The sequence below is a fragment of the Aliiglaciecola sp. LCG003 genome, from assembly GCF_030316135.1.
In the GTDB taxonomy this organism is placed as follows: Bacteria; Pseudomonadota; Gammaproteobacteria; order Enterobacterales; family Alteromonadaceae; genus Aliiglaciecola.
The window spans coordinates 3,644,223-3,670,555 of record NZ_CP128185.1 but is presented as its reverse complement, the minus strand read 5'-3'; the positions used below and the strand labels follow the sequence as shown (position 1 = coordinate 3,670,555).

Genomic DNA, 26,333 nt, shown 5'->3' with positions numbered 1-26,333 from the left:
TTACCTTCCAACTGGAATGGCAGTAGTAGGGGGATAACTAATGCTGGTTTTAGCTAAGCTATTTGGTGTACGAGCTTCGTCTACACGTAACTGTTGAGCGTTTAATTGCTCAAGAACCGCAGAGGGTGCCATGCTGACAGTCTCTGGTGATATCTGACTACCAGGACGGACCCGCTGTAACCCCTTCACCACAATTTTTTCACCAGCTTGCAAACCAGATTTGATGATCCTCAGGCCATTCAATTTTTCGCCTAGGACTACATTGCGGTATTGAGCAACGTTCTGTTGATCAATCACTAGTACATATTTATTGCTCAAATCCGTAGAAATCGCTTTATCATCAATCAAAATCCCTTGATAAGATTCGCTAGCAAATAGTTTTAGCCGCGCAAATAATCCTGGGATCAAACTTCCATCGGCGTTATTGAACACAGCGCGACCGCGAATGGTGCCAGTGTCTGGATTAACCGCGTTATCAATAAAATCAATCTCACCCTCATAGGCATAATCATCGCCTGAAGCCAGAGCCATATATACAGGGTTGTGTGAATCAGCAGCATCGGGGCGGCTGCCACTTTTGGACAGGGCCCGATATTTCAAATACGTTTGCTCATCCACATCGAAATAGGCATACACTTCTTGTGTCGACACTAAGGTAGTTAGCAGGGTTTGCCCAGCATTCACATAGTTGCCTTTGGTGACGATAGCATGAGAGACACGACCGGAAATGGGAGCTTCTACTCGTGTGTAACTCAGATTTAATTTGGCAATATCCAACTGCGCCTTAGCTGAATCTACATTGGCCTGTGCTTGCTGCTCAGTCGCTGATCTGTTTTCAACTACCTCAATTGAAATGGCATTCTGACTAAGCAGGTTTTTCGCCCGTTGATACTCTTTTTGGGCCAGATTAAGGGTGCTTTCAGCACTGGCAAGAGTGGCTTTTAAGTGCTTCACTTCCGCTTTATATGGGCCGTTATCAATAAAAAATAGCGGCTGGCCAGCTTTGACCATACTGCCCTCAGCAAAATTAATAAAATCGATGTAACCAGATACACGAGGCCGTAACTGAACGGTTTGGGGAGCTTGTAATCTGCCACTAAATTCGTCTGTCTCGGTTAAGCGCTGGCTTAATACTTCAGCAACTGTGACCTGTGGTGCTGAAAATTGGGATTGAGTATTGGCTTGCTCGGCTGGTGCACAAGCGCTAAGCACAAACATAGCCGCAGCGGCGGCCAGACCGAATATATTATTACTACTGACATGTGTGGTGAGTGATTTCATCTTCTTAGCTCCTCAACTAATCTATTTGACGGATTGCATTATCCGTGACTACAATAAATAAAAATAATTATTAAATTGTATCGAATACATTTATTTATGTGATGTATTGGAGTCCTCCACGTGGAGAGCCTATGCGCCCGCAAGATCTGAATTTATTGATGGTGTTTGATGCCATCATGACTGAAAAATCCATCACCCGAGCAGCGGATAGGCTGTCTATGACACAGCCTGCGGTGTCGAATTCTGTTAGCCGGATGCGCACGGCATGGAAAGATGAAGTGTTTGTAAAAGACGGACGCAACATTCAGCCCACTATCTATGCGCAAAATTTGTGGGAAAAAATTAAGTTGCCACTCAGTAGCTTGTCAGATGCCGTGGACCCAAAAGTGTTTGACCCGGCCACGGCCAGACGCACATTTCGCATTGCCAGTGCCGATATTGTAGCGGATACCGCGTGGGCGCATTTGCGGAAAATTATTGAACAGGAAGCGCCGCATATTAATATTCATGCTATTCCATATACTATTGTGAATGCGGATAAGGTGTTGGATGATGCTGAAGTTGACTTAGTGATTGGTGACGCTAGCGGGACGTCATCGACCTTTCGTTCAGAGTTCCTATTCACCCCTAGCTTTTTGTGTGTAATGCGCTTGGGTCACCCTCTGGCTAAACAAAAATTGGGTTTGCATGAGTTTGCCAACGCCGACCATCTGCTAGTCTCATTGTCTGGTGACACCACTGGTGTCACAGATCAAGTATTGATGCAACATGGGTTATCGCGCAGAGTGGCACTGACGGTGAACCACTTCTCTTCGGTGGCCAAATTAGTCCAAAATAGCAATTTGATTTGTGTGGTGCCTACAGCTGCAGTTTATGAAGCCATCTTGGATGAGAAAATTGCGGCCACCCGCCCACCTATAGATATTCCACCCAATCAAATTTCGATGATATGGCACAAGCGCCAAGACCGAGATGAGGGTTTAGCTTGGCTGCGTCAGCATTTAAAGCAAATAATTGTTAGTAATACAAAAAATAACACCAAGGCGACTATGCTGAAGCTGTGTAAAAGCAATCCGCAGATCTGTTCGGCGGCCGAACAAGATAGCCATATTGACAACGTCAGACCCATAACGCTAAACACTGCAATTTGAACCATTAGGCATACATTTTTGATAAGCAGAGTCACTTGTGACTAGCTATAATTGCAAGAGCAGACATCCTCTGACTGGCAATCCTGTGAGTTTCGGTGAAGTGCAGTCTAGTCAATCTGCTAAACCTTGCTGGCAACCCACACATGGGTTAGCCAAATTGCTATTACCTAAGTTGAGTAAAAGCTAAACGGGATCAAACGGATTCAAAGCCAATTAGATATTTCGCTTAAATATGAGGTTTTTGGGGTGAAACTACTAGATTTGGGGGCGAAGTGGCTGGAAAAATCAACCTAAGGCTACTATGTTTATAGTATGCATTAGGAGATGTTTATGAAGTCAATCCCACTATTCTTCATCATACTTAGCGCCTTGTTAGGGTGTCAAACCGCCTCGAACCCAATAACTCAACAAAGTGATTCACTTCTTAATGATCAGGCATACCCCCAATACAAAGAGATCAATATCGAAACTGAACAGCAAATTTTCGGGCTGGATCAGGAAGCCATAGACTTTGTTCGACATAGTGTCGGTAAAATCCAAGATCCCGTTGACCGAATGGAAACCCTGATAAGTAAAATTTTTGACCGCTCAGAATTTAATCTCTTGTATATGGGCAGTGCCAATACCACCGCAACTCAGACATTTAAAAATAGAGCTGCAAATTGTTTATCGATGTCCATTATGACTTATGCTCTGGCTAAAGAAGCCGGTTTTAGTGTGCGCTTCCAAGATATACAGATCCCTGAATACTGGACACGCCGTGAGGGCTACAGTCTGCTTAATGGGCACATTAATTTGCAGATATCCCCACGAGACCGAAACGGTATTATCCATTTGCTTGCCGATGGCTATGAAGTCGATTTTGATCCGCAAAGTAATCGTAAGAAATTTCCTAAGCAATTTGTTGGTAAAGAGATGGTTATCGCCATGTTTTACAACAACAAAGGGGCTGATGCATTACTCTCAGGTAACCACACCAAAGCCTATGCTTACTTTAAGCACGCAGCAGAGATTGCACCCAAATTCGAGTCCACTTGGGTGAACTTGGGTATTTTATACCGTCTGTCAGGGTATTATGATGACGCGCAAAACTCATACAATCACGCTATTGAACTGCAACCGGGAAATTTAACCGCTTGGGAAAACTTGGCGTTTTTATACGATTACACCGGACGAACCCAAGAAGCTCAGGCCATCAATGCTAGATTGGAACGTTTGCGTGGAGCCAATCCGTTTTACCATTATATTTTAGGGGAACAGGAGTTGGACAATGGCAATCTTGACCTAGCCCTGAAACATTATCGTGATGCGCTGAGGTTGGACAAAAGCAAACATGAAATATATTTTGGATTGGCCAAGACTTATTACCAATTAGGCGATATAAATCGTAGTCAAATGTACTTTAAGCGTGCCCGTGACCGCTCTAGAAATGACCAAGATCAAATGCGCTATCAAGGAAAGCTCGATTTACTCAGTAGCCACAATGATAAAAACATTTAACCTTACTCCGTATCTTTGTGCGGCTTTTCTCTGCCTATATGTTGACGTGAGCAAAGCTGATCCTATCTGTAGTCAATACAAGTTGAATCAAAGGGTCAACGCTGAGCAACTATGGAGCGACTTTTCAACACTTGCATCGGACAAAATGCAGGGAAGGAAAAGTCAAACCAAAGGAGCATTGCTTGCTCGCGAGTATATTCAACAGCGTTATGCGAATGCAGGTTTGGCCGGTGTTATTAGTGAACTGGACTACTTATTACCTTTTACCTATAAACATGGATGGACCGAATTTGACGGTGTAAATGTTGCGGGCTGGGTAAAAGGGGCGGTTTTTCCCGATCAATACATTGTGGTAACAGCCCATTATGATCATTTGGGTAAAAAAGGCCGTGATATATATAACGGCGCTGATGACAACGCCTCCGGTGTGTCAGCCATGTTGGCATTAGCGGATAAAAAAATGTCTGAGCAGCCTAAACACTCCATTATATTCCTCGCCACAGATGCCGAGGAGAAAGGTTTATATGGCGCCAAAGGGTTCCTACAAAAGCCCCCAGTTTCGCTATCTAAGATTAAATATAATTTGAATTTGGACATGCTGTCGCAGAATAAGTCTGATAACCGTCTGTATATTTCTGGCGCCCGTTCTTATCCCCAGTTGGCACCGCTAGTGCAAGAGGCTATATCCTCAGCGGGACTATGTTTAGTTTCAGAACACCGCAACCAAAGACGAAATAGTGCAGGCTTTAAACGGACTAATTGGCGTAAAGCCAGTGATCATGGCGCTTTTGCTAAACTTGGTATCGCCAACCTATTTATCGGAGTGCTGGATCACCCTTACTACCACTCTAGTAATGATACGGTGGATAAAGTTGATGCAAAATTTTTTACCACTGCGGTTGAAACCAGTCTGCATGTATTAGAGTTATTGGATAACTTATAAGGAGGGAGTAAACAGGTTTGTGGATATCCCCCAAACCTGTTTTATATAACAGACAACTAATTAAGCTAGATAACCCCTAACTCTCGTAAACGTTCTTTCAAGTAGCTATCTGCGGTATGTCTTTCTGACAGCACCACGTCTGGGCGAGGATGCAAAAAAAGTGGTAAAGATATTCGTGATTTAGACATGTCTGCGCCATCCGGATTAACAACTCTGTGAGTGGTAGAAGGGAAGTAGCCGCCAGAAGCTTCTTGCAGCATGTCACCAATATTGATAATCAAATTGCCGAAGTCACTAGGGACATCTATCCAATCGTCACCCGTGCCCTTAACTTGTAGGCCAGGTTCGTTGGCGGCGGGTAAAATGGTGATCAAGTTTATATCTTCATGGGCAGCGGCGCGAATGGCATCGACTTCTTCGCTACCCGTCAGTGGAGGATAGTGTAATATGCGCAGTAAGATTTGTTGACTTTCGGTGATCATCTTCGAAAGGGGTTGACTGTACAGGGCAGCCACTTCAGGTGGAGAGTGTTTTTCGACCCAATCTAATAATTCAGCCGCCAACTCTGTGGCTGCTTGATAATAAGCTGCAATCTCTTGTTTTAATTGGGGCGGGCATTTTCCCCAAGGATAATAGTGAAAATATTCTTTTATATCGCGTTTCTTAAAGCCTTTAGCAGTTTCAGAAACACGTGTAGGGAAGAAACCATCTTGGGTCTCTTTGTCATACAAGTACTGTTCTTTATCTTCTGAATCAAAAAAAGTCTGCCAATTATTGTATATGGATAACACAGATGATTGTTGAATCGGATGATTTTTCAATACACCGAATCCGGTTTTATGTAGAGACTCTACAAACAGTTTATCTGCATTTTCTGCAGTATAATCAACGGCTTCTAGTTTCATTGTAATTCCTCATATAACGCTTTAGCTTGGCTGAAGTCAAATTGTTCAAACCGAAGCTCACTATTCTAATTGTCAGCCAAAGATTGCCAGTATAAAGGCAATCTTGCGCTGATCTGTATCAATACTTAACTAACTTAAAGTGATATAAACAAACCGGCTAAAGCGGCACTCATTAAATTAGACAAGGTTGCGGCAATAACAGCTCTTAAGCCTAATTGTGCAATTTCTTTCCGTCTAGTGGGAGCCAATGCTCCGATGCCACCCATCAAAATGGCAATTGATGAGAAGTTAGCAAAACCACATAATGCGAAGGTGATTATTGCTTGGGATTTGATCGACATATCGGCTTGATATTTCACAAAATCAAGGTAGGCAACAAATTCGTTTACCACCATTTTTTGACCAATGAAACTTCCAGCCAGATTGGCTTCTTCCCATGGCACACCTAACACCCAAGCTAATGGTTGAAATAGGTAACCGAGGATCAATTGGAAGCTTAACTCATCGTGACCAAACAAACCGCCTATGCCGCCAATGATCCCATTAAGAATGGCGATCAGTGCAATAAAAGCTAATAACATGGCACCTACATTTACGGCCAATTTCATGCCTGATGCGGCTCCTGTCGCGGCAGCATCAAAAATATTAGCATAGTCGTTATCATCGCCTTTTAGTTCTTCCAGTTCGTTTTTAACCGACTCTGTTTCAGGCATGATTATTTTGGCCATTAATAGCCCACCTGGAGCAGCCATGAAACTTGCTGCTAATAAAAATTTAATGTCCACCCCAAGTTGGGCGTATCCCACCATGGCAGCGCCTGCCACTGATGCAAGTCCACCCACCATAATGGCAAATAATTCAGAGCGGCTCATTTGTGGAATAAAGGGTTTCACTACTAATGGTGCTTCTGTCTGGCCGACGAAGATATTGGCCGCAGCTGACATAGATTCGGGACGGCTGGTTTTTAACGCAAGTTGCAGTGCACCGCCGATGAGGCGAATAACCCAACTCATAACACCGATGTGATACAGCACCGCAATTAAAGATGAGAAGAAAATAATCGCGGGTAATACGTTAAACGCGAAGATGAAGCCGAGGGATTTATCACCAAGAGGACCAAACAGGAAATTCACACCCGCTTGACCATAGTCCAGAATGGCAGTCACACCATTTGACATGAAAAGTAATGCTTCTTTGCCCGCGGGGACGTATAAAATAAAGGCCCCGATCGTTGCTTGAATGCCAAATGCACCACCAACGGTTCGCCAATTAATTGATTTGCGATGGGCAGATAGCCCAAATGCGATGGCAATTAAAACAACTATGCCAAGAACACTTATCATGTGATTTCCTTCTTCTTATTATTTTTTATTTAAGGGTCATTTAATTATTATTTTTGTCTAGTGCTTGTTGGATATGAGATTTGATAACATCCAAGGCAATATAATTTTCCCCGCCTTGAGTAACAATAACATCAGCGGTAAAGCGGCTTGGTGCGATAAACTGGTGATACATAGGTTTGACAGTGGTTTCGTATTGATGGGCTACAGATTCTAATGTTCTGCCCCGTTCGGCTATATCCCGCATGATGCGACGCAGCAGACATATATCTAAAGGTGTATCAACAAAGATCTTCACATTATAAAGGGGCTCTAACTCAGGGCTAGCCAGCAGCATTATACCTTCAACGATGATCACAGGGGCAGAGTGTAAGATTTCTCTTTGTTGCAATCGAGTATGGGTTTTATAGCAATAGGTTGGATACTCAATTGATTTTCCCGCTTTCAAGGCTTTGAGGTGGTCGACCAACAATTCATGCTCAAATGCTTTAGGATGGTCGTAGTTGTTTTTTTCACGCTCCTGCATGGGGAGGTGATCTTGAGCGCGATAGTAATGGTCTTCGCGCAAAATTTGCACGGGGCGGCCCGTTTGAGCGAACTCTTTTAGCAAGTTTTCAGTGAATAGCGATTTACCAGAGCCGGAAGCACCTGCGATAGCAATTATTAATGGAGAAGACATTTCGACCCTGAAGCAAAATTAAACTTGGTGAAAGATACCAGTCATGACCAAAAAAGTCAGTCTTAAAGCACAAATTTATTACTAAAATAGCTGTAAAAAAGAATAAAATTTGACCTTGACTGCTTGGTCAGGTATCTATATGACTGTTTAGTCAGGATTTTACTGCAAGCTGAGCAACAGATGTAAGACCAACTGGTCAAGAAAGTAAATGAAACGTTACAACGGCGTGACCTGGGTGTTAAATGAAAGAAATAATATTCTTGCTGACACTGTGGTCATAAAAGTGTAATAATTGAGCTGCTACAATCTGTTTTCAGTTATCGGTATCCAAGAATACGAAGCAGCGCTATAAGACTGCTACTGATTTTGGCTAGACAGAAACGAACACACTCTACTTAGGAAACACACAATGTTTAAAAAAACCAAACTGAATCGTATTGCGATTGCAGTTGCTATGTCTGTTGGCATGTCTACTGCGGCAATGGCTCAGGAGACTTCATCTAGTATCGCAGGTAAAATCACAGGTCCTACAGGGGACGCTGCGGTAGGTACCGTATTAACCATCAAACACGTACCATCTGGTACAGTTAAAACTGTTGTTGTGAATGCAGCCGGTCAGTTTAGTGCAAAAGGTTTGCGAGTTGGTGGACCATACACTGTAACAGTTGACTCTGATAAATTCGAAGATGCAACAGTAGACAATGTTTTCCTTACCCTAGGTGAAACACTACCTTTTGAGCTTGCACTTAACTCTCAGCAAAATATTGAACGTATCGCAGTAACAGCGGCACAAGTAAGTAGCTACGATTTTGGTCAAATTGGTCCGGGTACAACTTTCAGCCTTGCTGATCTTGAAACCCTTCCTTCTGCAGACCGTGATATTAAAGATATCGTTCGTCTAGACCCAAGAATCAGCATCTCTGAAGACAATGGTGATGAATCTATCATCTGTGGCGGTAGCCACCCACGTTTCAGTAGTTTGACGGTTGATGGCGTTCGCATGAACGACAGCTTTGGTTTGAACGCTAACGGTTACCCAACTACTAGAATGCCATTCTCTTTTGATGCCATTGATCAAGTAGCGGTTGAAATTGCTCCTTTTGACGTCCAATACGGTGGTTTTACTGGTTGTAACGTAAACGCAGTAACCAAATCTGGTACTAACGAAATCCACGGTGGCGTGTTCTTCGATTATACTAGCGATTCATTATCGGGTGACAAAATTGGTGATGATACTGTTGATCGTGGAGATTACACAGTTAAGCGTTACGGTTTTAACGTTGGCTTCCCATTACTAGAAGATACTTTGTTTGGTTTCGTTTCTTACGAGAAGCTTGAAGGTGCACAAATCTTTGACTATGCCGCTGTAACTGGTGGTGCCGTATCTATGGATGAAGTCAATCGTGCGATTCAAATCGCTCGTGACGTGTATAATTATGATGCAGGCGGTATGCCAGCTTCTGCACCAGTAGAAGATGAAAAGCTACTAATTAAACTTGATTGGAACATCAATGAAGATCATCGTGCGTCTTTAGTTTATAACTACAACGATGGTTTCTTAATTGACCAGTCAGATGATAGAAGCAGCAATTTAACCCTTTCTAATCACTTCTATAAGAAAGGTGCACAACTAGATTCAATCGTTGCATCTGTTTATTCAGATTGGACAGACAACTTCTCAACAGAAGTTCGTATTGGCCGCACGAAACTGGACAACACTCAAGAATCTACGGATGCCGCTAGTGGCTTTGGTGAAGTACAAATCAGCTCACTTTCTGGTGGCGGTACTATTTTCCTAGGTCCGGATGACTCTAGACAATCAAATGATCTTGATTGGGAAAATACTACACTTAAAATCGCTGGTACTTATTACCTAGACGAACACACCATCACCGGTGGCTATGAAAACGAAAACCTAGATATCTATAACTTGTTTATGCAGCACACTATCGGTGAATACCGTTTTGGTGGCGACAGAAACCGTAACTCAAGTTCAGGTACTTCAGGCTTAGACGATTTCGAAGCCGGTATTGCTGATGATGTTTACTATAACAACTCTGCTGGCACCAACAATCCTATAGATGCTGCAGCGACTTTCTCTTATTCAACTCATGCAGCATATGTTCAAGATGAGTGGGTAATTGATGACCTAACACTAATGTATGGTTTGCGTTATGACTGGATCACTAGCAGTGATAAGCCAAAATACAACGCTTTGTTTGAAGACCGTTACGGCTTCTCTAATCAAGCTACCTTTGATGGTAAAGACTTGCTTCAACCACGCTTTGGTTTCAACTGGTCTGCAGCGGATAACTTAGAATTCCGCGGTGGATTCGGTCTGTACTCTGGTGGTAACCCTAACGTTTGGCTTTCTAACAGCTACTCGAATGATGGTGTAACCAACATTGATACCTATCGTGGCGATATCAATATTCTAGATGCAGTTAAGTCTGGTGCAGGCAACGCAATCTATGATCCAATCCAAGCGATGGTTGATCAGGTGACTGCAAACAATCCTTCTGCTGGTTCAGAGCCTTCTACCAATGCCGTAGATCCTAACTTTGAAATGCCTTCAGAGTGGAAATATAACGCTGGTGTGACTTATAGCACTGAAGATGAATATATCTTCTCTGTTGATTTCTTGCATGCCAAGAAACAAGACTCTGCAACTATTGTTGATTTGAGTATTCAACAAACTGGTGATGTTACTATCGATGGTCGTCCAATTTATGAAAAACGCACTTTGGGCGCTGATGAAGTAACTCGTAACTCTCGTTACAGTGACTTGATGCTTACCAATGCAAAAGCAGATGGTAGTTCAACTACAATCTCTTTCGCTGTGAAAAAAGAGTATGATTTCGGTCTAGACGTTCAGTTTGGTTATGCATACAACGAGTCAGAGGATTACAACCCTATGACAAGTTCTGTTGCTTACTCTAACTTCACCAATATTGCTGTATCTGATCAGAATGATCCTGGTGTTGGTACTTCAAACTACGAGATCCCGCACAACTTTACACTTAGCTTACGTTATTCAGCTGAGTTTGTTGACGGCTATAAAACACGTTTCTCAATGTTTGCTAACCGTAAAGCAGGTCGTAACTTCTCTTACTCCTTTGATAATTTCCAAGCTGGTACTGACTTAGCGGATTACCGTTCATTGTTATATGTACCAACTATGGATGAGTACGGCTCTAAAGTGACTTTTGAATCTGCTGCTGTTCAGCAAGATTTTGATGCCTTTATAGCAAGTGCTGGTTTAGAAGGTTACCGAGGACAAATCGTACCAAGAAACTCAGCTACATCTAGCTGGGCGACACGTGTCGATTTCAGAATCGATCAGGACCTTCCTGGTTTCTTCGACGGTCACAATGCTAACGCATTCCTAGTTATCAAGAACCTAGGGAATATGTTAAACAGTGATTGGGGAATCCAACGTCGCGGTCCTTTCAACACAGCATCTGTTGTTGAAGCTGAACTGAACGATGACGGTACTTATACCTACTCAGACGTTAACCCTAATGTTGCCAATGAATCTGCATTTGCTACAGGTTCACTTTGGGAAGTACGTTTAGGTGTTAAATATAACTTCTAATGTTTGATTAGAATGACAAAGCCGGTCCTAGTGACCGGCTTTTTTTATGGGAGATCACCATGAAAAAATATTTACTGATTAGCTTGGGACTACTAATTACTATGACATCAAGCCAGGCTGAAACAATCCGAGTTGCTACCTTTAATGTCAGCATGGAGGCGGGTAATTATGTTGAAACAGGACAAACCCTTGACCCGCTAGCGCTGACAAAGCAATTAGCTAGCGGTAAGCATCAACAGATTAAAAATATTGCGCAAATTATTCAGCGGGTGCGACCGGATATACTGCTGCTCAACGAGTTTGATTATATACCTGACGCTAACAAGGGCGTGTTAGCCTTTATCCGTAATTACCTGAATGTCTCCCAAGGCGAGGCACAAGCGATTGACTATCGGTATTATTATACGGCAGCGGTTAATACCGGTGTACCTAGTGGTCAAGACTTAAATCATGATGCAAAGGTTGAGTCAGCAGGTCAAGATGCCTTTGGCTATGGTCAATATCCTGGTCAATACGGTATGCTACTACTAAGCAAATTCCCTATAGATGATAAGCAAGTAAGAACTTTCCTGTACTTCTTATGGAAAGATATGCCTGAGGGTCTACTGCCTAGTATTAAGGCCGCTGATGGAACGCCATGGTATAGCGAAGCTGCAAAGCAAGTAATGCGTCTATCCTCGAAATCCCACTGGGATGTGCCGATTAATATCAATGGCCAAGTTTTACACATACTCGCCAGCCATCCCACACCGCCAGTCTTTGACGGGCCTGAAAATCGCAATGGTAAACGTAACCATGATGAGATCCGTTTTTGGGTCGATTATTTATCGGCTGCTAAGCGTGCAGAGTATATTTACGATGACCAAGGTAAGCGAGGTGGATTTAGGGGTAGTCGATTTGTGCTGTTAGGCGATTTAAATGCTTCTGAGCATGAAGGGGATAGATTTGGCTCAAGCATAAAAGCTTTACTACAGCACTCTGCTGTTGCGCAGTACTCTATGCCAGTCAATCAGTCCGGTCAGTTACTGCGGCCTGAAAATCCGTTTGCAAGCCTGCATACTGCGCAATGGGGTTTACAGGTAGATTATGTGCTGCCTTCTAAAGCGGGGTTGAAGGCGGTGGATGCAGGGATATTCTGGCCGGGTACAAACAGTGCAGATTACAACTTGATTAAAGATCGACAATCATCTTCGGATCATCGACTTGTGTGGGCAGACGTTAAGGTGCTGGAGTGAATTAACTCCAGCGGTTCATTTTGTGATAGTTATACGTTGTCGAACAAGGCTACTACTCTTTGTAGGGTATCTTCGATATTGCTAACATCAGCAGGGGCAATGAAAATCGTATCGTCTCCTGCTATGGTGCCCAATACCCCATCTTTTTGGCTCAATGAGTCAAGCAATCTAGCAATCAACTGAGCAGCGCCAGGACTGGTGCGGATAATAACCATAACATTATTGTGCACCACATCGAGTACCAACTGCCTAAGGGGACTTTTAGCGGTTGGCATGCCCATCTCTGGTGGCAAACAATAAACCATATCGCCACGTGCGTTGCGAGTCCGTACAGCGCCAAATTTACTGAGCATCCTAGAGACTTTAGATTGACTAATGCTACCAAAGTTTTGCTGTTTGAGAGCGTCTACGATGCCCCCTTGGGAACCAAAGCTTTCTGCTTTTAAAATATCTTTAAATGCTTTGATTAATTCTTCTTGTTTATTATTTGACATGCCACCCTCATATTTAGCTGCTATAGTTTGACACAATCTTATGGGTGTCGAAAGCACGAAGTGCCTTATTGATTTCGCTGTTTTTAAACCAGCTTGTTATAAGCTGATTTAATTAGGACTTAATCATTATGTTGAATACTGAGTATAGTGCCCATATATAGCCTTTTTATTAGGTATAAATTGTATTTTTTGATGGCTTGCATTAGTGTTTGCCGTCATTCTTAACGTTCCCACAGGAGACAACTATGAAAGTAACGGTATTAGGTGCTGCAGGCGGTATAGGTCAGGCCCTTTCTCTATTATTAAAAACCCAGTTACCAGCAGGATCTGAATTAGCATTATATGATGTTGCCCCTGTCGTTCCAGGCGTTGCCGTTGACCTTAGTCATATTCCTACCGACGTTAAAGTTGAAGGTTTTGGCAAAGATGACTTAGCGCAAGCGTTAAACGGTTCTGACATCGTATTGATTCCTGCAGGCGTTCCCCGTAAGCCTGGTATGGATCGTTCTGACTTATTCAATATCAATGCTGGCATTGTTAAGAATCTGGTTGAAGGTATCGCAGATAATTGCCCTGAAGCTTGTACTTGTATTATTACCAACCCAGTTAATACTACAGTTGCAATTGCTGCTGAAACATTGAAGGCAAAAGGCGTTTACAATAAAAACAAATTGTTTGGTGTGACTACCCTTGATGTGATCCGCGCGGAAACATTTGTTGCTGAACTTAAAGGCTTGAACACAGCAAGTGTGCATGTCCCGGTTATCGGCGGTCACTCAGGCACCACGATTCTTCCTCTTCTTTCTCAGGTTGAAGGTGTATCTTTCAGTGATGAAGAAGTGGCAAGCCTTACTCACCGTATTCAAAACGCGGGTACTGAAGTGGTTGAAGCGAAAGCCGGCGGCGGGTCTGCAACGCTTTCTATGGGACAGGCAGCAGCACGATTCTGTTTATCTTTAGTCGCAGCAATGAAAGGTGACAACGTAGTAGAGTACACTTATGTTGAAACCAATAGTGCTGATGCCGCTTTCTTCTCACATCCTGTTCGATTAGGTCCTAACGGTGTAGAAGAAATTCTACCTTATGGAGAGCTAAGTGATTTTGAGCAAAAAGCAAAAGAATCTATGCTTGAAGGCTTGCGTGGTGATATTGAACTAGGTGTGAAGTTTGTAAATGGCTAATCTTAGCTAAACAATAAATTTAAAATAAACCAGTTGCAGTTTTTACTCAGCTGGTTTTTTTGTTTTCGGGGGAGCACAGTTGTCGTGTAAGCCAATCCATCGCGGCTTCTTTGTTGGTGAAAAATTCAAAGGTCTCGCCCGCTAGCTGATATATGCTGGCAAGATGTGCCTTACTGAATGAAGGGTGAGCCGTATAGGTGACAATAATAGCAGTAGCAACTCTATTATGGGTTTTCTCTTGGCGTATAATTTGTTGCAGTTTTTTGGCCGCATCGGGCAAAAACGTACTGTTGCCGTGCATAATAGCTAACACTGCCCAGGGCTGCAAATAGAGCTCCTGTAGCATTTTTGTAGCTTCTTCATCCGTTGAACTGAGCATTTCGATATTCCACGGACCTGTGCCTTCGATAACTAATATATTGTTTTCACAAATGGCACTTAGTTGTCCATGACCGGGGAATTTCATTACTACTAAACCTACTAAACGTTAATATTTTGAGTGGGCCGACCAGCAAATCCTAGTCGACCCATGTGAACATTATAGCATTATTTTTTAACCTGTATTACGCATTCCTACGGCAATTCCGGTAATCGCAACCATCATCGCCCGTTCTAAAGTTGCATCATGTTGCTCATCAGATAATTTACGAATACGGCTGAGCAGTTCGATTTGCAGAAAGTGCAGGGGTTGCAAATATCCAGCGCGAATACTCATGGATTCTTTACCTTTTGGATCTGACTCCATTACACTTTGTTGCTTCAACAGCGACATGAGTAATTCTATGCTGTCGGCTAACTCCTCACGCAACGACTCACCAAAGTGCTGCAATTGCTCAGGAACAAGTCGATGATCATACTCTTCGCTGATACGGGCATCTGCTTTGTTAAACACCATGTCGAGCATAGACAAGCGGGAGTGAAAGAATGGCCAGTTTTGTAACATGTCATCGATTACTTCTTGATGACCGGCTTGCTGGGCACTTTGTACGGCTTTCATCACGCCCAACCATGAGGGCAAGACTAAACGGGTTTGCGCCCAAGCGAAAATCCAGGGTATGGCACGAAGACTCTCGATCCCACCAGTGGGTTTACGCTTGGCAGGACGACTACCTAAGGGTAATTTACCTAATTCTTGCTCAGGGGTTGCGACTCTAAAATAGGGCACAAAATTTTCATCATGGCGCACAGTTTGACGATAATTATCTCTGCCGGCTTCAGCCATCAAAGTGATAGCATCGCGCCAATCTTGCTTAGGTTTTGGGGGGGGAAATAATATGGCTTCAAGAATTGCACTTGCATAGATCCCAAGGCTGTTCTTAGCCAATTCAGCCATACCAAATTTGTAACGAATAGTCTCACCTTGTTCGGTGACTCTGAAACCGCCACTGAGTGAGCCAGGTGGTTGGGAATGAATCGCCGCGTGAGCGGGCAGTCCGCCTCGCCCAATGGTGCCGCCGCGACCATGAAAAAGAGTCAATTTGGTATTGTACTCTTCGGCTAATTGGACCAAAGATTCTTGAGACTCATATTGTGCCCAACCAGCGGCTAATGCCCCTGCATCTTTGGCCGAATCTGAATAACCGATCATGACAAATTGGGTACCTTGAATATATCCACGATACCAATCAATATTAAAGAGTTCGCGCATCACCTTTGGTGCGTTGTTTAAGTCGTCTAGGGTTTCAAACAGCGGCGCGACCGGCATAGGCCAATCGACTTGGGATTCCTTCAACAGCAGTTGCACGGCCAATACATCGGACGGTTGGCTCGCCATAGAAATGATATAAATGCCAAAACCTTGCTGACTATTTTGTGAGATGACTTTGCAGGTATCCAAGACTTCTTGCACATCTGCAGACGGTTGCCAATTAGAAGGTATTAATGGTCTTTTGGAGCCTAATTCACGCAGCAAAAAAGCCTGTTTATCTTGCTCATTCCAATTACTGTAATCACCCATTCCGAAATAGCGAGTTAGCTCGCCAAATACGTCAGCGTGGCGTTCAGAATCTTGACGAATATCAAGCTTTAGCAAATGTACGCCAAAGCAGTGCACACGACGGATTGAATCCAACAGCATGCCATCTGCAATCTTTTGCATACCGCAGGCATGCAGTGAACGATAACAATCGAGCAAGGGTTCAAGTAAATCTTCCTGACAGCTTATCCATGACGATGAATCCACCGGTTTATGAGCAAGATGTTCGCCGATTCCTTCTTGGGTGGCCCGCAAACGATTTAGCAGTGGTCTTAACAAGGCTCTGTAGGGTTCGCGGGCATCTTGACCTACTTTATCTCGAAACGCCTGATCACAGTCAGACATTGACAACTCAACCTGCAAGCGGTCGATATCCTTAGCAAATAGTCTCGCAGCGCATTTGCGCGCCAGTAGTAATACCTGTTGGGTCACTTCTGATGTCACATTCGGATTACCATCACGATCCCCACCCATCCACGAACTAAATTGCACTGGTGATGCATCAATCGGTAAGGATAGATTAAATTGCTGTTGTACCTTGGCGTCCAGCGAGCGAATAAAGGCAGGAACCGCGTCCCACAAGGAGTTTTCAATTACTGAAAAACCCCAACGAGCCTCATCCACAGGAGTAGGGCGGATGGTACGAATTTCCTCGGTATGCCACGCTTGGCTGATTAAATCAGCGATGCGGGTTTCAACCTCCTCACGCTCTTGTGCTGACAAGTAACTTTGATGCATTTTGCGAAGACAGCGCGCCAACTCGCTGTGTTTATGAATAAGGGTGCGACGTGTCACCTCTGTGGGGTGCGCCGTTAGGACCAAATCAATTTTAAGTTGCTCAAAGGCGGATGCAAACTTGTCCTGTTCAATATCAGCCGATTCAAGATGACTAAACAGCACACTGACAGGGTCATCTTCAGTGGTGATGCTATTAAATTCTTGCTCGGCAATATTAGCTAAGTTGAGAAATTGTGAGAATGCGCGACCAATGGTCAGCAAGTCATCGTTTTCTAGCTCTTGGAATAAACTTTTGAGCTGCTCAGTAGCTTGCTTTGTACCTTGATGAGATTCTCTGCCTGCTATGCGAATAGATTCAATTCGCTCAAGCCATGCATCACCCAGCTGTGCTCGGATGGTATCTCCCAGAGTTGTTCCCAAAAATCTCACTGACTCTTTCAATTGGATCGCAAGTTTCTCTGTCACATTTCCTCCATTAGGGTATTTAATCGCGTGTTAGGACTATATTACTGAAACCTTAACCATAAGGCGCACGTTTGTCCAAACTCATTAGTTATGCGTTATTCCAACACTAGTCAATAATTAACTCATCGGTAAATATATCGATAAATGCTTAGGTTGCATATGAATGTTCCGTTTAGCTTGATAAATGTTTTTGTCTATGCTTATAAATTAGAATCAATCAGCATTAAAATCGGCATATTTTTGATGCTCAAATGTCCATATTCGGCCATTTTGGGTATAAAGCCCCTTGTCGCTTGTGATAACATTAGCTATTTAATCCTACAACTAATTAGGAATCATAGTGACAGATAAATTTAACAGTATTGAGCGTCAAGCAAGTTACGGAATTGGTTACCAGATGGGTGAGCAATTGGCCGCTAACCCTTTTGACGGATTAGATATCGAAGCGGTTAAAACAGGCTTGGCGGATGCTTTTGCGAAACAAGCACCACAAGTCGACAATGAAGCCCTTGGTGCTGCATTTAATGAAATTCATCAGCGTATGCAAGCTGCTAAAGCAGAACAGCACAAAGGCGCTATCGATGAAGGCGTGGCGTTTTTGAGTGAAAATGCTAAACGTGCTGAAATCACTGTGACTCCTTCTGGGTTGCAGTACGAAGTGCTAGCGACTGGTGAAGGCGATAAGCCTAGTGCCGCTGCTACTGTTCGTACTCATTATCATGGTACTTTGCTTGACGGCAGCGTGTTTGATAGCTCTTACGATCGTGGCGAGCCTGCAGAGTTTCCAGTCAATGGAGTTATCAAAGGATGGACAGAAGCATTACAAATGATGCCTGTGGGATCTAAATGGCGTCTATACGTACCTCATGACTTGGCATATGGTGAGCAGGGCGCGGGTGGTGCAATTGGGCCATACAGCACGTTAGTATTTGATGTTGAGTTACTGGATATCGTAGCTTAATCAAGCGATAGACTCTAAATTAGTAGAATAAAGGCCGGTATTTCCGGCCTTTATTATTTGTGCTGCCCACGGCTTAATATTTCCCCTTCGGTTCTGCTTATTTAACATTCTATTAAAAGATATTCATATCGTAAGCTGCTAAACTGGCGACCTTAAAAATTCATAATCCTGCAAATTTGAGGTAGTAATGTTTGACCTGATCACCAAGCGAGACAGTAACGTTAAAAATGATGTGCTGTCTGGTATTACCGTAGCATTGGCACTTGTGCCCGAAGCGGTCGCATTCGCATTTGTGGCTGGTGTTGAACCCATGGTGGGTCTTTACGCAGCATTTATGATGGGCCTGATTACGTCAGCTATAGGTGGACGTCCTGGAATGATTTCCGGCGCCACGGGTGCCATGGCAGTGGTAATGGTCGCTCTGGTTGCTACCAGTGGCGTACAGTACCTATTTGCGGCAGTGATAGTGGCGGGAATACTGCAAATACTCGCTGGGGTATTTAAATTAGGTAAGTTTATCCGCTTAGTGCCTTATCCAGTGATGCTGGGGTTTGTAAATGGACTGGCGATTGTTATTTTTCTAGCGCAACTTGGTCAGTTCAAAGTCAGTAATATCTTGGGTGAACAAGTTTGGATGCAAGGCAGTATGCTGTATTGGATGTTGGGTCTGGTTGCTTTAACCATGGCTATCATCTATTTTTTGCCCAAACTGACCACTGCTATTCCCGCATCTCTGGTGGCTATCGTAACTGTGACATTGTTAGTACATGGTTTGGATCTGGAGGCTCGCACTGTTATCGATTTCGTCCGTGACATGCTACCTGAAGAGCAAAAAGCCAGCGCCACCCTTGCTGGTGAGCTGCCGAGTTTTGCTATCCCACTGGTGCCATTCACACTAGAAACCTTATACATAGTGTTACCTACGTCGGTTATTCTATGTTTAGTCGGCTTGATTGAATCCTTACTAACTTTGTCATTGATCGATGAGATGACGGATACTCGCGGCAATGGCAATAAAGAGTGCGTTGGCCAAGGCGTAGCAAACACCGTGAATGGTTTCTTTGGCGGAATGGGCGGTTGTGCGATGATCGGTCAAAGTATGATCAACATCAATTCTGGCGGTCGCGGTCGCTTATCCGGCATAACAGCTGCGCTTGTGTTGCTTGGCTTTATTTTATTTGCTGCACCCTTGATTGAAATGATCCCATTAGCTGCACTGGTTGGCGTCATGTTTATTGTGGTAATTGGTACATTTGAGTGGGCTTCTTTTCGTATTGTACGTGGTGTTAATAAAGAAGATGCATTTGTATTGTTCTTAGTTACAGGCATTACCGTGGTAGCGGATTTGGCCATTGCGGTAGTTGTGGGTGTGATTGTGTCTGCTTTAGTTTTTGCATGGAAACATGCTACTCACATTGCAGCAAAAACCCATACTGATGAAGATGGCTGGAAAGTATACGAGCTGGATGGGCCACTATTCTTCGGTTCAGTTTTGCATTTCAGAGATTTGTTTAGCCCGCAGAACGATCCAAAAGATGTCGTTATCGATTTTAAAGAGTCGCGCATTTGGGATTCATCGGGTCTAGATGCAATAGACGGCTTAGCGGATAAATACAAAGAGCAGGGCAAAACCTTGCACATTAGACATATTAGTCCCGAATGCAGTGAGTTATTAACTAAAGCTCAAGGCTATGTTGAAATGAATGTAAATGAAGATCCCCGCTACCGCATTGCTTCAGACAAGCTCGGTTAAGGGTTCTAACTTAGCTTACGCTAACTATATTATTAGCATAAAAAAAGACGTCCATTTAGGACGTCTTTTTGTTTATGAATTGGGCAAAAATAAACGATTATTTTTGCTTGGTTAGCCACAATACTAATTGTACAAACTGATCTGGCGTCATATCGCGGCCAAAAATAGCTTGATATTTATCATTCACAATAAAAGTAGGAACACTAGATACACCCTTTGTGAGCTGGTCATTCTTGCGCTCTTGGCTACGGATACCAAAGCTGGTTGCCATCTTCTCTAATTTCTCGCCATCACCACCGGCTTGACTGAATATATCTTTTATATCCTGCATTCCAGCCACATTTCGACGTTGTTTATGAATAGCATTGAACAAAGCGGCGTTGAATACATCCGCCTGACCCATAGCCTTGGCAGATAACATCGCTCGGGTGGCATCACTTGCAGCAGGGGCCATGTTGGCATGCGCCTTTATAAAGGTGACATCATCGGGCAGTTTGCTCTTTAATTCGGTGACGATAGTTTCAAAGGTGAAACAGTGAGGACACCAAAACGAAAATACTTCGCGGATGTTTTTTGTCTCGCTAGCGGTATCGCTAATGATTTCGTAATGTTCACCTTCTTCCCAGTTCGATTGAGCAAAAGACAGTGCTGGGATGAGGCATAGCAGCGCTGCGGTGCATTTGATCAAAGCTTTAAAAGTCATAGATTTCAAATTCCTTATATATGTATTATTAAGATTGTTTGGACAGCCAAACCACCAATTCAACCATGTCATCGCGATTCATATCGCTAGTAAAAGTAGCCTGATATTTGCCATTTACAATAATGTTTGGCACACCGCTAATATGCTGACCAAAGGTGGTGATGGTTTGTGAATTTTGCTCAAATAAGCTAGCCAATTCGTCACTGGCGATCAGTTTATCAAATTCTGCTGGCTCTACACCTTTGGCTTGGAAAATAGTTTTAAGTTCCGCTAAGCCATTTATGGGTTGTTGTTGTAAATGGATGTAACTAAAGATTGCTTGGTTTAACTCATCTTCTTTATTGAGTAAGCGGCCCACTAGCATCGCTTGGGTTGCTGCATTTTGTGTCTCAGGACCAGTAAAACGCATAAAATTGACATGAACTTTGTTAAATCTGACGGTTGATTCGAGTTGCTGTTTAATTTTTTCAGCTATAGGTTCGAAATTAAAGCAATGCGGGCACCAAAAAGAGAAGAACTCAGTAACATCAGAAGTCTCAGCTACTTCTTCATTAAGCACCTTGTAGTGCTCTCCTTCAACCCATTGATTTGCATCGCTAACTACTACAGCGTTCTCGACTTTAGCGGTTTCTGCTTCTACTGGTTTCTCTTCGGCGCACGCTTGTAAAGTCATGATCAGAAATAGTGATAAAAATGCATAACGTTTTTTCATACTGGATAATCCCCAAAAAATTTTTCAAAGGTTAACATAGCTATTAATCGAATAGGTATAGTAAATCTGCTAGATGAATCTAAATTGAAGATAAATGACGGTATAAAATGAGCATCAATAAAAAAGCCCACAAAGTTTATGCATCTTTGTGGGCTAAAGAGCCAATAGCTTGTGCTTAAAGCAAATTGTTTATTACTAGAAGACGTAGTTAACCGCAACACGCATTAATGTGGCATCGGCTGTATCATCGACATCATCACTATATTTGCTGATGTCAGCTTTTAAGGCCACGTTAGTGTCCATGTCATATCTAAGGCCTAGGGTAATAACACTGTATTCATCAAAAAAGTTTTGCTGAACACCGGTAACCGCTGCAGTAAAGGTTGGTTGCAATTCAGCAGGTAAAGCCGCTACTTGGTCAAGGAAACGTATTTCACCACGGCCATCTAAGCTTTCGTAAGTGATTGAAGGGGTAAATTTTCCGGTGCGGATCCCAGCAGTTACGTAGTATGCAGTATCTTTTGGTAAGAATGAATCTTTGATATTCACTTCGGTGATTTCAGCACTGATAAACCAATCAAATTGGTCAATTTCCACACCCAGCCCCAAAAATTGAGCGGTATCGTCTTGTAAACGTAATGAATCTACAATTGAAGGCGAAAATGCGGCCAATTGAGTAAAGGTTGGTTCAAGAACACTAAGATTAAAGGTTGTACTACCGCGCCCGGCTACTGCGCGGATTTTAAACCACTCATAGCCCGCTTCAGCAGTAACCACTACGATGTTTTTGGCTTCAAGTTTTTCATCTTCCTCCCCACCAGTGCCATCGGGTACAGTAATGTCGCTGTTAATCGTGCCAGTGGATAGCTGAAAATTGTATTCCCAGTCACCCGAGTAGGTACTGTAGTCAAAACGTAGACCTTCAATATTGTTGAAGGATACATCATAGACTGCGCGTGGTGCGGTAACCCAATGATAGGAGTAACCCACATCTTTAGAGGCTGAATATCTAAATAAAGGTAATCTCAAGCGGCCCGCAGAGATACTTAAATTCTCAGTAGCTTGATAGCTGATGTAGGCCCATTCGAATTCTGCTTTGTAATTATTAACGCCTTTAGCTACAAGCTGACCGGTAGCGGTCATTTTGTCATTGATGTCTCCGCTAACTTGAATAGCAAATAAGCTTTCTTCACTGAAGGAAAAGCTGTCATCATAACCATATAAGCTATCTTCACTGCTCGTTATACCGCCAACCATGTTAGCAAAACCATTGATGCGAACTTCAGCACTGGCTGAAAATGTTAAGGCGCAGGCTAGTGTCGTAAGTGTTAAAATTCTTTTCACAATAATTCTCCAGAATTAGTTCAACGGAACGACTTTGACACCGTTTGTTACAGCGCTTTCATCGATATATCCAATAGCATTTTTGTTGTTCATTATAATGTCCAAAACGGCGGCATCGTCATTAACTTCTTTCGGCGGAATACCTTTACCGGTAAATACTAACTTTGACCAATACGCAGCTACCTGAGTAGAGCTTCTGCCCAATAATTCAGAATCAAATTCAGCGCGAATGGCTGAGCTTTCGGCCTGATTAATGGGTAAGGTTTCTTTGCCATCAGAAAACTTCTTTTCTTTGCCTAAAAAAATTCGTTGCACATCTTTGACGCTTAATGCGGCATTATTATCTGGATGCACAACTACCACAGCGGCAGCAAAAGACAAGCTGGAGAATAGGGTGGTGAGCACCCCCGCCAGAGCGGTTCGTTTGATAGAAGATTTCAACATATGGTATTTCCTCAAATAAATAGATAGTGCGTAATTTACGGGTTGGTTATTGCGTTATTAGTGACACCTATGCAGTAAATAGTGTTTTCAAAGGACAACTTAGCTAGGTCAATTGACCCTCTCATGTTGTTCTTATTGATTATATTGTTTGAATACCTCTGTCGCTTTACATGCCTAAAAACGATCTGAATGCCAGAAGTATTTGCGCAATTTAATTGAAAGATACTGATTTCACGTCGCCAGTAACAGCTGCGCTGTCGACGTAGCCGATAGATGCTGGGTCGGCTGATACGGCAGCCACCACATCAGCATCGCTTGATACTTCTTTAGGTGGGATCCCTTTACCGGTAAAAACTAATTTTGACCAGTAAGCGGCAACCTGAGTCGAACTGCGGCCGAGGACACTTGAGTCAAAATCACTGCGAATGGCGCCTTCTGTTTGGTTGATTGGATAGACAGCAGTTCCGTTACTAAATTTCTTTTCTTTGCCCAAGAATATTCTTTGTACTGCTTTAGTGTCTAACGCGTTTTCATTACTTGGATGAACTATGACAACCACTTCTGCACAAACACTAGCAGCGGCAGTTAATAATAATACTGCAGTTGATATATTTAGAAAGCAATTGCGAATCATAAGTCCCTCATAAAACTAGTGTAAAAAGCAAATCAGGTTGGAAGCGGGACGAACCATACAGATTCCCTTGCTTATTTCCAAGCTAGTCGAGGTATGAGTATTTCGATAATAGTATTAAATTTCATACCATACTTCCCGTATGCAACCGAACCATTGAATAAATTAGTAGATTGATGTTGGACTACAGATTGGCAAACCTATTTTAAGCTTTAAATCTCAATATAACTAGGCATTTCCTCTAGTACTGCGGTCCAATCCATCAATACAAGGTTTTAAAAATGCCCACAAAAACAAATCTAGCCGAATATAAAAAATATTCTAGTTTTTATTTTGTCCTGAAAGGCATGTAAATATATATATATCAAGTAGCACCCATGAGCACTGTGCACATAGGTACTTTGCAGGCTTTAAAGGCTGATCGTGGTGGAAACAGATAATGCTCTACCAGCGGAGTTGTAATTGAGCACCTCTTGATACTCATTATCGAGCAGATTCGTTAGACTTGCTTTAAATGAAACGTTTTCTGATAAATGCCAATATGCCGACAGGTTAGTCACACTATAACTTTCCAACGCCTGTCCACCTATATCTTCAGCACCGCTGACGCTTCGATGAGTTAGCTCAACAAATAGCGTATCGTTAAGCAAAGCTTTTTTGAGCCCCAGATTAACTTTATTGCGAGGACGTCTTAGGCGTAATTCGCCCCTACTATCGGTTGCATTATTGTGGGTATAGTTACTTGAAAACGTCAGACCGTTGTGGAAATTATATTCAAAGTTGGCTTCAACACCGCGGGATTTGCTTTGGCCTGCAACTTGTAAATAGCCTTGGAAGCCAATTGAATCAAAAATTATTTCATTCTCAACCTGTTGGTCAAAGTAAACAACTTCTATCATATTGCCTTGGGGAGTGGTTAGTTCAAAACCCACGTCTAAACCTTTGCTATTCTCTTCTTCGAGTTGCAAGCCTGCAGCATCCCCATAAGCGAAAGGGCCATCATTGTAATTTTGCTCATACAGACTCGGTGCTCTAAAGCCTGCACCATAGCTGGTCTTTAATTTTAAATCTAAACTACCCAATTCAACATGTTTAACAGCGCCAATTCGTACACTATCAAAACCGCCAAAGGTGTCATTGTCGTCGTGGCGAATGCCAAGATTGAAAAAAGTACTTTGGTCAAACTCACCTAGCCATTCGGCAAAAATACTCTTTTGATGACGGGATAAGTTTTCACCGTCTAAGTTTTCTTGTTTATTTTCTGCGCCAAATACAAAGCGCTGGCTTTGCCAAGCGTAACTTCCAATATACTCGAATTTATTAACTGAACCGCTATTGATAAAACCAAATTCGCCATTGTTGATGAAGCGTCTTTCAATATCAGTGGTGTTAAAAGCGACTTCATGACTACTCTTTTCATCTTTGTACGCCAACGAGCCCCGCATAGTGGTTTGTTCTGAGTCTGTCAGGCAGTCGTTACTCGCTGCAAAGGTGGTGTTGTCAAAACATCCATCATATTCATTTTTTGCATCGACTTGGCGGATAACCATTTTAGCCTGCCAGTTTTCAGCAATGTTATAGTGGCCCTTGATATAAGTTGTATCGTTGTCGTAGCTATCTTTCTCGCCGGATAGATCTGTGGTTTGAGCGTTGAAGCCTGAACTGGATAAATTCGATACCGCTAGCAATACACCGCCTTGCTCATTACCAAGGGAGAGGTTTGCAGAAAGTCCTTTGGTATTGTAACGAGACCCGCTAAACGTCGCGTTGGCTGAAAGACCATTCGCAGGCTCTTTGGTATACATGGTAACAATTCCGCCAGCATCGGCGCCATAAGCTAAACCTTGCGCCCCGCGCAATATTTCGATCCGAGACAGTTGTTGTGCCAATACATCATCGAAAATTGGCGAAACCTGCGGTGCTGAAGGGTCCGTTAGCTCCACACCATCGATATACAATTTGGTTCTAAAACTTTCTTCGCCACGGATCCTCAAAGTGGTTGTTTTACCTAGCCCGCCAGCGTTAGAAACATTAATACTGGGGGTGTTGCGTAAAATGTCTGCGACGCTGAGGGTACTTTGACTGCGTAAATCGATTTCATCCAACACTGTTATGCTGGTGGCAAGGCGATATTCAGGTTGTGCGAAACGACTAGATACCACTGACATCTTTTCAATGCTTTCATCCGGTGCAGAACTTAAATCACGAGATAGTGCGTTGCTAGAAACAAGAATCGATAATGTACTTAGTGCTATAGCTATAGGAGTTTTTTGCATATTGTTAACCTTGGTTTGTACTCCGCC

Annotated in this window: 21 protein-coding genes; 8 read left to right on the top strand and 13 right to left on the bottom strand. The window is 43.0% G+C overall.

The genetic code is table 11. The features are described from left to right. Positions 1–1,281, bottom strand: coding sequence for an efflux RND transporter periplasmic adaptor subunit (locus tag QR722_RS15945; protein ID WP_286283929.1), 1,281 nt, complete (start codon positions 1,279–1,281; stop codon positions 1–3). Between the two features lie 131 nt (positions 1,282–1,412). On the opposite strand from QR722_RS15945, the gene QR722_RS15940 reads away from it, so the two are divergent. The 3 genes from QR722_RS15940 to QR722_RS15930 all read left to right on the top strand — a co-directional run bounded on the left by QR722_RS15940 (position 1,413) and on the right by QR722_RS15930 (position 4,875). Further along, positions 1,413–2,432, top strand: a complete 1,020-nt coding sequence (locus QR722_RS15940) for a LysR family transcriptional regulator (protein ID WP_286283928.1) — start codon at positions 1,413–1,415, stop codon at positions 2,430–2,432. A gap of 330 nt (positions 2,433–2,762) precedes the next feature. Further along, on the top strand, positions 2,763–3,932 hold the full coding sequence (locus QR722_RS15935; RefSeq protein WP_286283927.1) for a tetratricopeptide repeat protein: 1,170 nt from the start codon (positions 2,763–2,765) through the stop codon (positions 3,930–3,932). After that, on the top strand, positions 3,916–4,875 hold the full coding sequence (locus tag QR722_RS15930; protein ID WP_286283926.1) for a M28 family peptidase: 960 nt from the start codon (positions 3,916–3,918) through the stop codon (positions 4,873–4,875). The genes QR722_RS15935 and QR722_RS15930 overlap by 17 nt, the downstream gene beginning before the upstream one ends. A 65-nt stretch (positions 4,876–4,940) precedes the next feature. Here the strand turns inward: QR722_RS15930 and QR722_RS15925 are convergent, their stop codons facing one another. From QR722_RS15925 to udk, 3 genes are all read right to left on the bottom strand, one after another. Next, positions 4,941–5,780, bottom strand: a complete 840-nt coding sequence (locus QR722_RS15925) for a 2OG-Fe(II) oxygenase family protein (protein WP_286283925.1) — start codon at positions 5,778–5,780, stop codon at positions 4,941–4,943. A 134-nt stretch (positions 5,781–5,914) separates the two neighbouring features. Continuing rightward, the gene (locus tag QR722_RS15920; RefSeq protein ID WP_286283923.1) at positions 5,915–7,123 is read right to left on the bottom strand and encodes a NupC/NupG family nucleoside CNT transporter; all 1,209 of its coding nucleotides are present in this window, start codon (positions 7,121–7,123) and stop codon (positions 5,915–5,917) included. A gap of 40 nt (positions 7,124–7,163) precedes the next feature. Next, a complete protein-coding gene (gene udk, locus QR722_RS15915) occupies positions 7,164–7,799 on the bottom strand; it encodes a uridine kinase (RefSeq protein WP_286283920.1) in 636 nt (211 codons plus the stop codon). A 409-nt stretch (positions 7,800–8,208) separates the two neighbouring features. Here udk and QR722_RS15910 point away from each other — a divergent pair, with 409 nt between their 5' ends. Together QR722_RS15910 and QR722_RS15905 are read left to right on the top strand one after the other, a co-directional pair. After that, positions 8,209–11,394: a TonB-dependent receptor gene (locus QR722_RS15910; RefSeq protein ID WP_286283919.1), complete on the top strand. Its 3,186-nt coding sequence runs from the start codon at positions 8,209–8,211 to the stop codon at positions 11,392–11,394. Positions 11,395–11,453: 59 nt separating this feature from the next. Then, complete coding sequence (locus QR722_RS15905; protein ID WP_286283918.1) at positions 11,454–12,629, top strand: endonuclease/exonuclease/phosphatase family protein; 1,176 nt, start codon at positions 11,454–11,456, stop codon at positions 12,627–12,629. A gap of 29 nt (positions 12,630–12,658) precedes the next feature. Here the strand turns inward: QR722_RS15905 and argR are convergent, their stop codons facing one another. Then, positions 12,659–13,123: a transcriptional regulator ArgR gene (argR, locus tag QR722_RS15900; RefSeq protein WP_286283917.1), complete on the bottom strand. Its 465-nt coding sequence runs from the start codon at positions 13,121–13,123 to the stop codon at positions 12,659–12,661. 245 nt (positions 13,124–13,368) lie between these two features. Between argR and mdh the strand changes: the two genes are divergently transcribed. Continuing rightward, a complete protein-coding gene (gene mdh / locus QR722_RS15895) occupies positions 13,369–14,304 on the top strand; it encodes a malate dehydrogenase (RefSeq protein ID WP_286283916.1) in 936 nt (311 codons plus the stop codon). Positions 14,305–14,350: 46 nt separating this feature from the next. On the opposite strand, the gene QR722_RS15890 is transcribed toward mdh, so the two are convergent. Both QR722_RS15890 and ppc read right to left on the bottom strand, forming a co-directional pair. After that, positions 14,351–14,770 (bottom strand): hypothetical protein, encoded by a 420-nt coding sequence (locus tag QR722_RS15890; protein WP_286283915.1) that lies wholly within the window; start codon positions 14,768–14,770, stop codon positions 14,351–14,353. Positions 14,771–14,857: 87 nt separating this feature from the next. Continuing rightward, positions 14,858–17,482, bottom strand: a complete 2,625-nt coding sequence (gene ppc, locus QR722_RS15885; RefSeq protein ID WP_286283914.1) for a phosphoenolpyruvate carboxylase — start codon at positions 17,480–17,482, stop codon at positions 14,858–14,860. Between the two features lie 340 nt (positions 17,483–17,822). On the opposite strand from ppc, the gene bamJ reads away from it, so the two are divergent. Continuing rightward, positions 17,823–18,443 (top strand): BamJ family beta-barrel-assembly machinery protein, encoded by a 621-nt coding sequence (gene bamJ / locus QR722_RS15880; RefSeq protein WP_286283913.1) that lies wholly within the window; start codon positions 17,823–17,825, stop codon positions 18,441–18,443. A 187-nt stretch (positions 18,444–18,630) separates the two neighbouring features. Next, complete coding sequence (locus QR722_RS15875) at positions 18,631–20,196, top strand: SulP family inorganic anion transporter (RefSeq protein ID WP_286283912.1); 1,566 nt, start codon at positions 18,631–18,633, stop codon at positions 20,194–20,196. Between the two features lie 97 nt (positions 20,197–20,293). Here QR722_RS15875 and QR722_RS15870 read toward each other — a convergent pair whose 3' ends face one another. The 6 genes from QR722_RS15870 to QR722_RS15845 all read right to left on the bottom strand — a co-directional run bounded on the left by QR722_RS15870 (position 20,294) and on the right by QR722_RS15845 (position 26,306). Beyond that, complete coding sequence (locus tag QR722_RS15870; protein ID WP_286283911.1) at positions 20,294–20,899, bottom strand: thiol:disulfide interchange protein DsbA/DsbL; 606 nt, start codon at positions 20,897–20,899, stop codon at positions 20,294–20,296. Between the two features lie 28 nt (positions 20,900–20,927). After that, positions 20,928–21,611 (bottom strand): thiol:disulfide interchange protein DsbA/DsbL, encoded by a 684-nt coding sequence (locus tag QR722_RS15865; RefSeq protein WP_286283910.1) that lies wholly within the window; start codon positions 21,609–21,611, stop codon positions 20,928–20,930. A gap of 195 nt (positions 21,612–21,806) precedes the next feature. Beyond that, positions 21,807–22,955, bottom strand: a complete 1,149-nt coding sequence (locus QR722_RS15860; RefSeq protein ID WP_286283908.1) for a porin — start codon at positions 22,953–22,955, stop codon at positions 21,807–21,809. Positions 22,956–22,970: 15 nt separating this feature from the next. Next, entirely contained in the window at positions 22,971–23,399 is a 429-nt protein-coding gene (locus tag QR722_RS15855) for a type 2 periplasmic-binding domain-containing protein (protein WP_286283907.1), read from the bottom strand. A 211-nt stretch (positions 23,400–23,610) separates the two neighbouring features. Continuing rightward, positions 23,611–24,033 (bottom strand): type 2 periplasmic-binding domain-containing protein, encoded by a 423-nt coding sequence (locus tag QR722_RS15850; protein WP_286283906.1) that lies wholly within the window; start codon positions 24,031–24,033, stop codon positions 23,611–23,613. 407 nt (positions 24,034–24,440) lie between these two features. Next, positions 24,441–26,306, bottom strand: a complete 1,866-nt coding sequence (locus QR722_RS15845) for a TonB-dependent receptor plug domain-containing protein (protein ID WP_286283905.1) — start codon at positions 26,304–26,306, stop codon at positions 24,441–24,443. Positions 26,307–26,333 lie beyond the last annotated feature (27 nt).

What these genes read in the sequence shown, in the direction of transcription:
- QR722_RS15905 (WP_286283918.1), top strand. Translation starts at nt 11,454, where the DNA reads ATGAAAAAATATTTACTGATTAGCTTGGGACTACTAATTACTATGACA.
- QR722_RS15845 (WP_286283905.1), bottom strand. Translation starts at nt 26,306, where the DNA reads ATGCAAAAAACTCCTATAGCTATAGCACTAAGTACATTATCGATTCTT.
- QR722_RS15940 (WP_286283928.1), top strand. Translation starts at nt 1,413, where the DNA reads ATGCGCCCGCAAGATCTGAATTTATTGATGGTGTTTGATGCCATCATG.
- QR722_RS15875 (WP_286283912.1), top strand. Translation starts at nt 18,631, where the DNA reads ATGTTTGACCTGATCACCAAGCGAGACAGTAACGTTAAAAATGATGTG.
- QR722_RS15870 (WP_286283911.1), bottom strand. Translation starts at nt 20,899, where the DNA reads ATGACTTTTAAAGCTTTGATCAAATGCACCGCAGCGCTGCTATGCCTC.
- QR722_RS15850 (WP_286283906.1), bottom strand. Translation starts at nt 24,033, where the DNA reads ATGATTCGCAATTGCTTTCTAAATATATCAACTGCAGTATTATTATTA.
- udk (WP_286283920.1), bottom strand. Translation starts at nt 7,799, where the DNA reads ATGTCTTCTCCATTAATAATTGCTATCGCAGGTGCTTCCGGCTCTGGT.
- QR722_RS15855 (WP_286283907.1), bottom strand. Translation starts at nt 23,399, where the DNA reads ATGTTGAAATCTTCTATCAAACGAACCGCTCTGGCGGGGGTGCTCACC.
- QR722_RS15935 (WP_286283927.1), top strand. Translation starts at nt 2,763, where the DNA reads ATGAAGTCAATCCCACTATTCTTCATCATACTTAGCGCCTTGTTAGGG.
- QR722_RS15865 (WP_286283910.1), bottom strand. Translation starts at nt 21,611, where the DNA reads ATGAAAAAACGTTATGCATTTTTATCACTATTTCTGATCATGACTTTA.
- argR (WP_286283917.1), bottom strand. Translation starts at nt 13,123, where the DNA reads ATGTCAAATAATAAACAAGAAGAATTAATCAAAGCATTTAAAGATATT.
- mdh (WP_286283916.1), top strand. Translation starts at nt 13,369, where the DNA reads ATGAAAGTAACGGTATTAGGTGCTGCAGGCGGTATAGGTCAGGCCCTT.
- QR722_RS15910 (WP_286283919.1), top strand. Translation starts at nt 8,209, where the DNA reads ATGTTTAAAAAAACCAAACTGAATCGTATTGCGATTGCAGTTGCTATG.
- QR722_RS15930 (WP_286283926.1), top strand. Translation starts at nt 3,916, where the DNA reads ATGATAAAAACATTTAACCTTACTCCGTATCTTTGTGCGGCTTTTCTC.
- QR722_RS15945 (WP_286283929.1), bottom strand. Translation starts at nt 1,281, where the DNA reads ATGAAATCACTCACCACACATGTCAGTAGTAATAATATATTCGGTCTG.
- QR722_RS15890 (WP_286283915.1), bottom strand. Translation starts at nt 14,770, where the DNA reads ATGAAATTCCCCGGTCATGGACAACTAAGTGCCATTTGTGAAAACAAT.
- QR722_RS15925 (WP_286283925.1), bottom strand. Translation starts at nt 5,780, where the DNA reads ATGAAACTAGAAGCCGTTGATTATACTGCAGAAAATGCAGATAAACTG.
- QR722_RS15920 (WP_286283923.1), bottom strand. Translation starts at nt 7,123, where the DNA reads ATGATAAGTGTTCTTGGCATAGTTGTTTTAATTGCCATCGCATTTGGG.